Source organism: Mycobacterium sp. OAE908, assembly GCF_017872775.1.
Taxonomy (GTDB): Bacteria; Actinomycetota; Actinomycetes; order Mycobacteriales; family Mycobacteriaceae; genus Mycobacterium.
Window position 1 is genome coordinate 1,331,624 of the sequence record NZ_JAGGJL010000002.1, and the last position, 12,351, is coordinate 1,343,974.

At 66.6% G+C, this 12,351-nt stretch carries 12 protein-coding genes and 1 riboswitch; all 12 genes read right to left on the reverse strand.

The genetic code is table 11. From position 1 onward, the window contains the following. Positions 1 to 35 precede the first annotated feature (35 nt). Complete coding sequence (gcvP, locus tag J3E61_RS31685; protein WP_210086578.1) at positions 36 to 2,867, reverse strand: aminomethyl-transferring glycine dehydrogenase; 2,832 nt, start codon at positions 2,865 to 2,867, stop codon at positions 36 to 38. Between the two features lie 73 nt (positions 2,868 to 2,940). Next, positions 2,941 to 3,039, reverse strand: a riboswitch (glycine riboswitch). Between the two features lie 66 nt (positions 3,040 to 3,105). Further along, on the reverse strand, positions 3,106 to 3,726 hold the full coding sequence (locus J3E61_RS31690; protein ID WP_192722641.1) for a MerR family transcriptional regulator: 621 nt from the start codon (positions 3,724 to 3,726) through the stop codon (positions 3,106 to 3,108). A 228-nt stretch (positions 3,727 to 3,954) separates the two neighbouring features. Further along, positions 3,955 to 4,449 carry a bifunctional nuclease family protein gene (locus J3E61_RS31695; protein WP_015307149.1) on the reverse strand — a complete coding sequence of 165 codons (495 nt, stop codon included), beginning with the start codon at positions 4,447 to 4,449 and terminating at the stop codon, positions 3,955 to 3,957. A 60-nt stretch (positions 4,450 to 4,509) separates the two neighbouring features. Further along, positions 4,510 to 5,241 carry a MerR family DNA-binding transcriptional regulator gene (locus J3E61_RS31700; RefSeq protein ID WP_192722640.1) on the reverse strand — a complete coding sequence of 244 codons (732 nt, stop codon included), beginning with the start codon at positions 5,239 to 5,241 and terminating at the stop codon, positions 4,510 to 4,512. A gap of 2 nt (positions 5,242 to 5,243) precedes the next feature. Beyond that, positions 5,244 to 5,720: an FHA domain-containing protein gene (locus J3E61_RS31705; RefSeq protein WP_192722639.1), complete on the reverse strand. Its 477-nt coding sequence runs from the start codon at positions 5,718 to 5,720 to the stop codon at positions 5,244 to 5,246. A 158-nt stretch (positions 5,721 to 5,878) separates the two neighbouring features. Next, positions 5,879 to 6,274, reverse strand: coding sequence for a glycine cleavage system protein GcvH (gene gcvH / locus J3E61_RS31710; RefSeq protein WP_192722638.1), 396 nt, complete (start codon positions 6,272 to 6,274; stop codon positions 5,879 to 5,881). A gap of 34 nt (positions 6,275 to 6,308) precedes the next feature. Further along, positions 6,309 to 7,130: a DUF881 domain-containing protein gene (locus J3E61_RS31715; protein ID WP_192722637.1), complete on the reverse strand. Its 822-nt coding sequence runs from the start codon at positions 7,128 to 7,130 to the stop codon at positions 6,309 to 6,311. A gap of 4 nt (positions 7,131 to 7,134) precedes the next feature. After that, complete coding sequence (locus tag J3E61_RS31720; protein ID WP_067800834.1) at positions 7,135 to 7,467, reverse strand: small basic family protein; 333 nt, start codon at positions 7,465 to 7,467, stop codon at positions 7,135 to 7,137. A gap of 13 nt (positions 7,468 to 7,480) precedes the next feature. Beyond that, positions 7,481 to 8,380 (reverse strand): DUF881 domain-containing protein, encoded by a 900-nt coding sequence (locus J3E61_RS31725; protein ID WP_210086579.1) that lies wholly within the window; start codon positions 8,378 to 8,380, stop codon positions 7,481 to 7,483. Positions 8,381 to 8,408: 28 nt separating this feature from the next. Further along, positions 8,409 to 9,005 carry a CDP-alcohol phosphatidyltransferase family protein gene (locus J3E61_RS31730; protein ID WP_192722635.1) on the reverse strand — a complete coding sequence of 199 codons (597 nt, stop codon included), beginning with the start codon at positions 9,003 to 9,005 and terminating at the stop codon, positions 8,409 to 8,411. A gap of 9 nt (positions 9,006 to 9,014) precedes the next feature. Beyond that, a complete protein-coding gene (gene secA2, locus J3E61_RS31735) occupies positions 9,015 to 11,348 on the reverse strand; it encodes an accessory Sec system translocase SecA2 (protein ID WP_192722634.1) in 2,334 nt (777 codons plus the stop codon). Positions 11,349 to 11,462: 114 nt separating this feature from the next. Further along, positions 11,463 to 12,302, reverse strand: a complete 840-nt coding sequence (locus J3E61_RS31740) for a GNAT family N-acetyltransferase (protein ID WP_210086580.1) — start codon at positions 12,300 to 12,302, stop codon at positions 11,463 to 11,465. Between the last annotated feature and the right edge of the window lie 49 nt (positions 12,303 to 12,351).

Genomic DNA, 12,351 nt, shown 5'->3' on the forward strand with positions numbered 1-12,351 from the left:
GAACGTGCGTCGAGCCCACACTCGGCGGACCTGGGTCAGGCGAACGCCTCGACAGGCGGGCACGAGCAGACCAGATTGCGGTCTCCGTAGGCTCCGTCGATGCGGCGCACCGGTGGCCACACCTTCGGCCGGAAGCCCTTGCCGAGCGGGTACGCCGCCTGCTCGCGGGTGTACGGGTGCTCCCAGTCGGCCACCAGCAGGCATTCCGCGGTGTGCGGCGCACCGCGCAGCGGGTTGTCGTCGACTGTCCACGTGCCCGCACCGACCTTGTCGATTTCGCCGCGTATCGCGATCATCGCGTCACAGAACGCGTCGACCTCGGCGAGGCTCTCGCTCTCCGTCGGCTCGACCATCAGCGTGCCCGCGACGGGGAAGCTCATCGTCGGCGCGTGAAAACCGTAGTCCGCCAAGCGCTTTGCCACGTCGTCCACGGTGACGCCGGTGTCCTTGGTGATGCCCCGCAGGTCGAGGATGCACTCGTGGGCGACCATGCCGTTCTCGCCGGTATACAGCACCGGGTAGTAGTCGTCGAGGCGCCGCGCGATGTAGTTGGCCGACGCGATCGCGGTCAACGACGCCGCACGCAGCCCTCCCGCGCCCATCATCCGGATGTACGCCCACGTGATCGGCAGGATCGACGCCGACCCGTACGGAGCCGATGACACCGTGTACTTCTCGGGCAACTCCTCGGCCAGCGGATGGCCTGGCAGGTATTTGGCCAGGTGTTCGCGCACCGCGACGGGCCCGACGCCGGGACCGCCGCCACCGTGCGGGATGCAGAACGTCTTGTGCAGATTGAGATGGCTGACGTCGCCGCCGAACCGGCCGGGCCTGGCCAGCCCGACGAGCGCATTGAGATTCGCGCCGTCGACGTACACCTGGCCGCCGACGTCGTGCACCGCCGCGCAGATCTCGGCGATGTCGTGCTCGTACACGCCGTGCGTCGACGGGTAAGTGATCATCAACGCCGACAACCGATCCGCGTGCTCGGTCACCTTCGCGCGCAGGTCGTCGAGGTCGACATCGCCGTTGGCCCGGCACGCCACCACCACGACCCGCATGCCGACCAGTGCCGCCGACGCCGCGTTGGTGCCGTGCGCACTCGACGGGATCAGGCACACGTCGCGATCGGGCTGGCCCCGCTCAGCGTGATACGCCTGGATCGCGAGCAGCCCGGCGTACTCCCCCTGAGACCCGGCGTTGGGCTGCAACGACACCGCGTCATAGCCGGTGATCGCGGTCAGCCAGCTCTCCAAATCGGAGATCAGCTTGCGCAGTCCCGGTGTGTCCGACGCGGGTGCGAACGGGTGCTGGCGGGAGAACTCCGGCCAGGTGATCGGCTCCATCTCGGCCGCGGCGTTCAGCTTCATCGTGCACGACCCGAGCGGAATCATGCTGCGGTCCAACGCAATATCCTTGTCGGCCAATGATCGCAGGTACCGCATCATCTCAGTCTCGGTGCGATACTGCGTGAACGCCGGATGGGTGAGGAATTCCGAAGTGCGCGTTGCGATTTCGGAGCGACGCGGTTCGGCGGGCGCCAACCCGAACGCCTCGATCACGCGGGCGACGTGCTCGTCGGTTGTCGCCTCGTCGCACGAGACCGACACGTGGTCGGCGTCGACGCGCCACAGGTTGATGCCGTTGGCCTTGGCCGCCACGACCACCTCGTCGGCACGACCGGCAACGTTCGCGAGCACGGTGTCGAAGAACTTCTCGTGCACCAACGCCTCGCCGAGCGCGCCTGCGATCGCCTCGGCGCGGGCATGCACGCGGCGCGCGATGCCGGTCAAGCCGTCCGCGCCGTGATAGCTGGCGTACATCGAGGCGATCACCGCAAGCAGCACCTGCGCGGTACAGATATTGCTGGTGGCCTTGTCGCGGCGGATGTGCTGTTCGCGCGTCTGCAGCGCCAATCTGAAGGCGGGCGACCCGTCCGCATCGACGGACACGCCGACCAGTCGGCCAGGCAGCTGGCGCGCATGCTTGGCGTGCACCGCGAGGTAGCCCGCGTGCGGGCCGCCGAATCCCATTGGCACACCGAAACGTTGGGTGGTGCCGAATGCGACGTCGGCGCCGATGTCGCCAGGCGATGCGATCAACGTCAGCGCCAGCAGGTCGGCTCCGATCGCCACCAGCGCACCACGCTCGTGCGCTGCGGCCACCAACTCGGCCCAGTCGACGACCTCGCCGCTGCTGCCGGGAAGCTGGGCGATCACCCCGAAGAAGTCGCCGTCGGGCAGGCCCGCCCGCAGGTCTGCGGTGACGATCTCGATGCCCAGCGGCTCCGCGCGGGTGGCCACGATTGCGGCGGTCTGGCTGTACACATCGGCGTCGATCACGAGTCGGTTCGACGGTCCCCGCACGGCGCGGTGCATCAGCGTCATCGCCTCGGCGGCGGCGGTGCCCTCGTCGAGCATCGAGGCGTTGGCGACCTCGAGCCCGGTCAGGTCGGCGACCATCGTCTGGAAATTCAGCAGCGCCTCGAGCCGGCCCTGACTGATCTCCGGCTGGTACGGGGTGTAGGCGGTGTACCACGCCGGGTTCTCAAGTATGTTGCGGCGCAACACCGGTGGCGTCAGTGTGTCGAAATAGCCCTGCCCGATCATCGAAACGGCGACGGTGTTCGAGTCGGCCATCTCGCGCAGTTCGGCAAGCGCTTCGTGCTCGCTGGCGGCGGGCAGCAGTTGGTCAAGCCCTGGTGCGACGCCGTCGGCGGACAGCGCGTCGAGAATGCCCGCTGGCAGGGCCTTGTCGGCCAGTTCGTCCAGAGATCCCACTCCGATGGTCTTGAGCATCGTCGTGACGGCATCGGCGTCCGGTCCGATGTGGCGATCGGCGAAGTTGGGCTGGTAGTGATCGAACACTGAGGTGCACTCCCGGAGAGGAACGTTCCTCCCCCTCAGTCGTCAACCCGGCTGGGCGTCTCCAGAGGCATCGGGGCCTTGCGCGGTCCTGGGTGCCTGAGAGGTTGACGGAGAGGTGTTGCTCCTTCGGCGTCCGTGACTGGCGGTCACGGAACTCTCCCACACAAGGGCGATGCGCTGACGAGTTTACCGTCACCACCGCTCAGCGGCGATTTCGGCAGGCAGAACGGGCGGCGTGTCAGCCTATTTTGCGGTCGCGGTGCTTACGACGCGAGGCCAGCTCGTCCTCGGGGGTTGCGATCGACTCGCCACCGTCGGCCCGCTCGCCGGGGAATTCGGCGATGGCCCCGGTCAGCTCCCGCATGGCGCCGGACACCGCGATGCCGAACACACCCTGGCCGCCCTGCAGCAGGTCGACGACTTCCTCGGCCGACGTGCACTCATAAACCGTGGTGCCGTCGGAGAACAGCGTGATGTTGGCCAGATCGCGGACGCCGCGCTGGCGCAGGTGATCGACCGCGACGCGGATGTTGTGCAGCGAGATGCCGGTGTCCAGCAACCGCTTCACGATCTTGAGGACGAGGATGTCCTTGAACGAGTAAAGGCGTTGGCTACCCGACCCGGCCGCGCTGCGAATGGACGGAACCACGAGCGAGGTCCTGGCCCAGTAATCCAGCTGCCGGTAAGTGATTCCGGCGATCTGGCAGGCGCTGGGACCGCGGTAGCCGACGAGTTCGTCGGGCACCGAGTTATCGGGGAACAGACCGGCCTGCACGGGTTCGCTGGGGGCGGTTGCCGGCGATTCGGCGGGCCCGCTGGTGGACAGATCCAGCTGCTCTTGACGTGGCGTGTCTCCCACTCTGCCAATCCTCTCGCCGATCGAACTCGCGTCTGTGACCTGCATGGGCGCACGTTTGCCGAAGATCGAATGTGTCGAGCATACGCTTCCCGTCGAGCCATTACTGCTCGTCGCAACCAAGTATGGCTGCCCAATTCATACTTCGAAGAAACCCGCACCGCGTGTCGAGCGCGACGAGACGTTTCCGTGACAAAACCCCAGGCGACCGGGCCCGTACTCCTACGGGAACTACGTCGCCTTGAAATCGTCGGGCGACACGCTGTCGAGGAACTCCTTGAACTTCTCGACCTCGTCCTCGCGGACCGCGCCGGCGGCCTCCTCGTCGTTCTCGTCGGGAATCAGCAGTCCGGCCTCGGCGAGCACGGCCTCCTCGACGTAGATCGGCACGCCGACGCGCAGCGCGATGGCCACCGAATCCGACGGCCGAGCCGACACCTTGATGTCGCGGTCGAAGATCAGGTCCGCGTAGAAGGTGCCCTCCTGGAGGTCGACGATGCGCACCTCTTTGAGCGAATGACCAAGTGCCGTAATGAGATCTCGGATCAGATCGTGGGTCAGCGGACGCGCGGGCTCGTGTCCCTGCTGCTCGAGTGCGATCGCAGCAGCCTCCGGCTGTCCGATCCAGATCGGTAGATAGCGGTCACCATTGGCTTCCCGCAGCAGTAGCACCGGCTGGTTCTGCGGCTGCTCAACGCGAATGCCGACCACACGAACCTCACCCATTTGTGTCTGCCCTCCGCACGAAAGAAGCCCGCTAAGAAGCCTTGAAAACGAGTCTAATCCTCAGCGATCCAGAACGTCGCGTACGGCGGACTTGATGAGCGACGTGTGCAACGTGATCGCCAGGGCAGCCACCTCGCGGGCCAGATCGTCGGCCCGGTCGCGGGCCCCGGCCTTGCCCGCCTTGACCACCGGACCCGCGATCTGGGCGATCAGATCGGACTGGCGGTCGGCTGCTGAGCGAAATGCCCGCAGATGCCGCGGCTCGACGCCGTACTCGGCCAGCGCCTTGGCGCACTGCGCGATCACCACCGAATGGTCGTCGAAGAAGCCCGCGGCGCCGGTTTTGACGATGCCGCCCTTGACCAGCTCGTTGAGCATCGCGTCATCGATGCCCGATCGCGCGAGCAGATCCTCGCGGCGCAGCCGAACCTGCGACTGCGCCACCGCAACGCCGTCATCCTCCGGGTTCGCATCAACCGGAACCAAACGCGGTACGCCGTAAGCAGATCCGCTGCTGGGCAGCTCGCCGTCGGGCTGGGCGTCCAACTGGGCCTTGATGACCTTCAACGGCAGATACTGATCGCGTTGCGCGGTCAGGATGAACCGCAGCCGCGCACAGTCGTAGGCGGTGAACCGCCGATACCCCGACGGGGTGCGCTCAGGCGTGACGAGCCCCTCGGCCTCCAGAAAACGAATCTTGGAGATGGTTACGTCCGGGAAGTCCGGTCGCAGCAGATCGAGCACCGCTCCGATCGACATCCCGGCCAATGCGGGTCTGTCGGGGGCGGTCACGCTCAGCTTCCCGGGCCGCTGTCGTCGTCGCCTTTGGGCCCGGTCAAGAACACCAGGCGGAACTTGCCGATCTGGACCTCGTCGCCGTTGGCCAGCACCGCGGAATCGACGGGTTCCCGGTTGACGTAGGTGCCGTTGAGGCTGCCGACGTCGACCACCTGGAACTCGCCGCTTTCCAGCCGGAACTCCGCGTGCCGACGGCTCACCGTGACGTCGTCGAGGAAGATGTCGCTGTCGGGATGTCGACCCGCCGACGTGGTGGGCTGGTCGAGCAGGAATCGCGATCCCGCGTTGGGGCCGCGCTTGACGACCAGCAGGGCCGACCCGGCGGGCAGGCCCTCCACACCCGAGACCGCACCCTCGGCGCCTGCCGCGGGCGGAGCGTCCAGTTCATTGAGGAAGTCGGCGCGAAAGACCGATGTCGTCTCCACAGTGACATCCTCGGACTGGTCAGCCCCAGAGTTGTGGTTTTCCGTCACCCGCTGCTCCTCACTGGCTGCTGTGGCGATATCAGGCCGGGCCCCCCAGCCGTCATTACACGTCTGGTGTTGACCGTACCGCGCAGTAGACATCATTGGGTCCACCACCGCCGGATCGGCCTGTGTTGGACTTTGGTCGCGAAAACCCTAACAACTCGTCATTCGGTCACGGTGGCGCGGTAGCCGTCCGGATCCAGCAACCCCGACAGCGCATCGTCCAGCGAACCGCCCTCGATCTTCAGATCGACCAGCCAACCTTCGCCGTAGGGATCCGAGTTGACCAGTTGCGGGTTTGCTTCCAGATCTCCGTTGACCGCAACGACTTTCGCGCTGACGGGCGCGTAAAGATCGGAGACCGACTTCGTCGATTCGACTTCGCCGAACGACTCCCCCGCCGTCACCTCGGCGCCGACGTCGGGCAACTGCACGAACACCACGTCGCCGAGCGCCGACTGGGCGTAGTCGGTGATGCCGACCCGGACGGTGTCGTCGCCGGTGCGCTGCACCCACTCGTGTTCCTCGGTGTAGGACAGGTCGGCTGGGATTTGGCTCACGGCGCTCCTATTTGTCGGCGGCAAACATGTGGCTTCATTTGACTGGCTGAGCGTATTGGCGGGGTTTCGGTTGCCGCAAGGCGGTTATGTCGACGCGGTCGGACTGTTGTACCACCATCTTGCCGCCGACGCGCTCGACACTGTCCATCGCACCGCCAGGGATGTTCATCGCGGCGGCCAGCGTAGCCGGATCACCAATAGCCAGAACAGAATACGGCGGGCCAAGCGTCGCATTGTCGACGACGAGCGCACCGGGGTTGCCGACCACCCACGTGTCGACGCCGACTCGAACGGACGTCGACCCGCCCCGAATCTCCATCGCCTCGGCACCTGCGGCCCGCAACTCGTTGATGACGTCGAGCATGGTCTCAGCGGGCACCCCTGGCGTGGTGTCCTCGATCGTCAGCGTCACGCCGGGACCCGTCGCAGCGACGGTGCCGATCTGGATCGACAGCGCGGCCAGACGCGCCTGCGCGTTTTCGATCGCGGCCGCATCGCTGCTGCCGGAGGCCTGCAATTGCGCCAAGTTGCGCTGCAGGTCGGCCACTTCGGTATTGAGCGCGGCTTCACGCTGCTGCAGCGAGTCCAGCAGCACCAGCAGATCGGCGGGCCGCGCTGTCTCCAGTGCGTCGCCCGATTCGGTCTGTCGCGCCTGCGTCACGATCGCGATCCCGAGCACCACAAGCAGCAGGACGGCCAAGGCGCCGAAGGCGAGTTGCGATCGGCCCCGGCGCGCCACGCCCTTCACCCCGCCTGCGTTCAGATCGCCGATCGCGGGCGCGGGCTCGTCTGGCGGCAACTCGTGGCGGCCGTGATGGTCCGGTTCGGCCGAATGCTGCGGGGGCTGATCGGACATGGGTTTATGCGCCGAACAATCTGCGCCGCAAGGCGGCAGCGTTGCCGAAGATCCGGATGCCGAGCACCACGATGATCGCGGTGGACAACTGCGTGCCGACACCGAGTTGGTCGCCGACGTACACGATCAACGCGGCGACCAGAACGTTGAACACGAACGAGATCACGAACACTTTCGAGTCGAATATGCGTTCCAGATAGGCCCGCAATCCGCCGAACACCGCGTCGAGCGCGGCCACCACCGCGATCGGCAGGTAGGGCTGGATGACCTCGGGGACGCTGGGGTGAAACACCAGACCCAGCACGATCCCGACGACCAGTGCGGCGATACCGATCATTTGTGTCCCGTCATTAGGGCCCAATCTGCTTGGCGAAGTTGACATCCCGAAACGAACCGGCGGGCACGGTGAGACCATCGCCGGCGCTGACATTGACTCCGACGCCATAGCTGGTCTCCAGCAGGCGAAGTCGCTGCAGGCCGGGGCTGCGGTCGAACACGTCGGCCATGGCGTGCGGCGGTCCGATCGCGAGAATGACGTATGGGCTGCTGATCGGTTGATTGTCGACCAGGATGCCCCCGCCCGCCTGCCGGATGGTCACGTTCGGGCCGATCCGGACACCGCCCACCGAGACGGCCTCGGCTCCGCTGACCCACAGCGAGTTGACCACCAACTGCAGATCGCGGTCGAGGATCACCTGCTGGCTGCCGGGCAGCCGCTCCTTGGAGACGTCGCTGAGGTCTTTCGACATCCCGGGGTCGGTGACGGTGATGGTCAGGCCGGGCCCGATCACGGCCGTGGTGGCGGCGGCGAAGTTGGCCGCATCCAGACTGCCCAGCAACTGCTGACCGCGTTCGTCGCCCGCGAGCCTGCTGCGCCGCTCGGCATCCACCTGGGCGGCCAGCGCGTTGCGCTTGGCGCTGGCGTCGTTGGCGGCGGCCTCAGCGGACTTGACGCTTCCCGCCAGCACGTGCTGCGACTCGCGCACGCCCGGCGCCGTCGAACGTGCCTGCGCGACGGCGGCGGCGAACACCACGGCGATCAAAAAAGCACCGCAGATCTGCCAGGCCCACGCCTGCCACCACTTGCGGCGCCTTCCCGCCTCCTTCGCCTTGGCCGCTGCCGCGTAGCCGGGATCGAGATGATCGGACAGCAGCGATCTCAGCAGTGACGGCACGGGGATCAGCGTCGGCGTGTTGGCCTCGTGAGCGTTGCGGCCCGCTTGGGGGTCGTAGCCGCCCAATGTCGTCACGCGTGTCCTCGGCTCTTCGCGCAGGCGCTCATCGCACAACCTTCGGCAGTTGGCGCACCACCATGGACACCTGGATCAGATACAGCACCCCCGACCACAGGTACATGGCCAGGCCCCAGATCAGAAAGGCCCAGCCGCATGCGAGCACGACCCTGCTCCAGAGCGCATCGAACTGGCCGAGCAGGATCAGCGGGAAGCCCGACATCAGCGCGAAGGTGGCGGCCTTGCCGATGTAGGTGACCGGCAGCGCGGTCAATCCGCGGCCGCGCAATACCGGCAGCGTCGCGGCGAGGATCACGTCACGACCGAGCAGTGTCAGCACGATCCACCACGGCACCGCGCCGTAAATCGCCAGCGCCACAGGCACGGTCACCATGTAGATGCGGTCGACGGCCGGATCGAGCAATTCCCCCAGCCGTGACGATTGGTTGTCGACGAGCCGGGCGATCTTGCCGTCGGCCCAATCGGAGAAGCCGCTGAACATCAACAGGCCGGTGGCCCATCCGGTGGCGTGAGCCACCAGCAGCAGGTACAGGAACACCGGCACCAGTACCAGGCGCAGCGCCGACAGCGCATTGGGCACCGTCAGCACCCGGTTGCGCACGTCGCCAGCAGGGCCCGCCATGGGCTAAACCTATCGGAAGACTCCTGGCAGGCTCAGCGCCGACATGGTCTGGTCTGCCAGCGGATTGTCGTGCACCATGTACGTCCACGTCGACGTCGGGCGGGCGAGTTTGGACAGGTCGATGCCCGGCTCGTCCTCGATGGACGGCGCAGTCTCGAACGTCTGCTGCGCCGCCTCGATCGCGTCGGCAGCCAGTGAGGCGAACGCGTCGACGGCCATCCGGTGGAACTCGTCGATCGGGGTCTGGTTGCCCAGTGCGCGCAGGTGAATGCTCTCGCGGATGTCGGCGAGGTAGGCCAGGTGGTCGGCCCATCCGCGGTCGAGGTGATACAGCATGATCAGCCGGCAGATCTTCTCCAGCTTCTCCTCACCGAGTGTCTCGACGATCTCCTCGTAGCGTTTGGGTGCGCGCTCGGCGAGCTCCTCGCGGGCAGTTGCGGTGCGCAGCAACGTGTCTCGGCGTTCGACGATGATCGCGCGCTGCTGGGCGATCAGCTGGTTGTAGCGCCAGTTGTTGGCGTGGATGTCGAGCATCCGGCCTTCGGCGACGCGCTGCGCGTGGTCGAGCAGCGTCGCGGCCTTGTTGCTGACGATGCGGCCGTCGCCCTTCTCCGGGTCGGTCTCCATGGGCAGCTTGTTGGGCTCGAGGTGCGCGACGACGACGTCGTCTTCCCAGCTGGCGAAGAACACCGATGAACCGGGATCACCCTGGCGGCCTGCGCGGCCGCGAAGCTGGTTGTCCAGCCGTTCGGTGTGGTGGCGCCCGGTGCCGATGACGTGCAGCCCGCCGAGTTCGGCCACCTCATCATGGCTGGCTTCGTCGGAGCCCCCCAGCCGAATGTCCGTGCCGCGGCCTGCCATCTGCGTGGAGACCGTGACGCTGCCAAGCGTGCCCGCCTCGGCGATGACGCGGGCCTCTTCTTCGTCGTTCTTGGCGTTCAGCACGACCGCAGGCACGCCTGCCTTGACCAGCCGCTCGTGCAGCTCCTCGGATTCGGCGACGTCGTGGGTGCCGACCAGCACGGGCTGCTGGGTTTCGTGCACTTCCTTGATGTGGTCGACGATCGCGTCGATCTTGGCGGCCGCGGTGATGTACACGCGGTCGGTCTCGTCTTCGCGAATGTTGGGAGTATTAGGCGCAATTGGCGACACACCGAGCTTGTAGAACTGGCGCAGCTGTTCGCCGGCCGCGAGCGCGGTGCCCGTCATGCCGCACACCCGCGGGTACCGGTTGATCAACGCCTGGACGGTGATGGTGTCGAGCACCTCACCGGTCTCGGTGGTCTCGATGCCCTCCTTTGCCTCGACGGCGGCCTGCAGCCCGTCGGGCCAGCGCTGCAGCTGCGCGATGCGGCCGCGGGAAGAGTTGATCAGGTGCACGGCGTCGTCGCGGACGATGTAGTGCACGTCGCGCTGCAGCAGCACGTGCGCGTGCAGTGCGACGTTGACCTCGGTCAAGGTGGTGCCGACGTGTTCCTCGGAATACAGGTCGATGCCGCCGAGCTTGGCTTCCAGCTTCTGCGCGCCGGACTCGGTGAGGTGGACGTTGCGGTTGTCGGCGTCGGTGTCGTAGTCCTTGCCTGCGATCAGTTCGCCGACGAGCCGGATGATCTCGACCTTCGGAGTCTCGCGGTGGGTGGTGCCCGCGAGGACCAGGGGCACCAACGCCTCGTCGACGAGGACCGAGTCGGCCTCGTCGATCAGCGCGACGTCGGGGTTCGGCGAGACGAGGTCTTCGACGTCGGTGACGAGCTGATCGCGCAGCACGTCGAAGCCGACCTCGTTGACCGACGCGTAGGTGATGTTGCACTTGTAGGCCTCGCGGCGCTGCTCGGGAGTGGACTCGGCGGTGATCCAGCCGACCGTCAACCCAAGCGCCTCGATCAGCGGCCCCATCCATTCGGCGTCGCGGCGGGCCAGGTAGTCGTTGATGGTGATGACGTGAACGTGGCGTCCGCCGAGCGCGTAGCCGGCGGCCGCGATCGCACCTGACAGCGTCTTGCCTTCACCGGTGGCCATCTCGACCACGTCGCCGGCCAGCATCCGCAGCGCGCCCTGCAGCTGGACGTCGAACGGCTCCAGGTTGGTGGCCCGCTTGGACGCCTCGCGGGCGATCGCCAGGAACTGCGGAATGTCGGATGACTCGGCCAGGTCGTCGAGATTGAGCAGCCGGGCGGCCTTGCGCAGCTGCTCGTCGTCGAGGTCGGCCGCCTTCTCGCCGAAGTCCGAGGACTTGTCGACGAGCGACATCGACTTCACCTCGTCGCGGTCGGTACTGGCGCCGAGCAGCTTCCAGAACCTGTTGCTGACACGACCTGAGGTGCGGTTTTTCGTCTTCGCCACACGTTTACCGTACCTGCGCCTTCCACTACCGCGTGGGCCCACACGTGAGTAGGGGACGTGCGTGTCTGCACCGCGACACGCCGCGATATGCGTGCAGTCTGCGCACGCTCGGGGTCAGTCGGGCGCGACGAAGCTGATCCGCACCCAGTCGTTGGCCGGCTCGAAGCCAATCCGTCGGTAGATGGCGTTCGACGTCGGGTTGGCGATATCGGCGAACAGCACGACGTCGGCCGTGCCGCTGCGGTGCGCCAGTTGTACGGCGGCCGCGGTGACGGCCGAGCCGTAGCCGTGGCTGCGCTCGTCGCGCGGTGTGAACACCGGTCCGATCCGCGACACGTCCGCGGCGGGAGCCCGCAGCATCGCCATGCTGCGGGGTGAGCCGTCGACGTCCCACAACACGAAGCGATCACCAACGCGGCAGGCGTTGTCGACGAACCGTTCACCGGGGTCGTCATCGCGCGGATCCCCGAAGGCGTCCGCGAAAAAGCGCTCCACCCAGTCCACAAGCAGGGCGCGATCGCTGTCGGTCGCGAGCCGCGGCGACCCTGCAACGCCTTGTGGAACGAGCAAGGCACCCAACCGATACAGCTTGTCGCCAGACGTCACCGTGCCGCACTGTCCGGTGACGTCACGCCACGCATCGGCGAACGCGACGGCGGTGTGTTCGACCCCACGGACGCCATGCAGCGACGGGTCCAACCGGGCAAGTGCCGATGCGACCGCGGACGCAGTATCTGTAGGAATTCCACTGCACGCCAACGGATATGGAGGTGTCTGCAGGGCCGCGCCCACGATGCCACCGTTGTTCCAGATCGTCAGCATCGTCGAATCGTCGGGAAACGCTCCTGCCCGCAACAGGGTGAGCTCGATTGTGTGCACGACGGGGTCGCGTCGGTACAACGGTTCCGCGATGTCGCGAAACTCGTCCACCGAATGATGCAGCCTGACCTCCATGCATCCAGGATGGCCACCAATCGCTAAGGCGTCCACCGATTTACGGCCC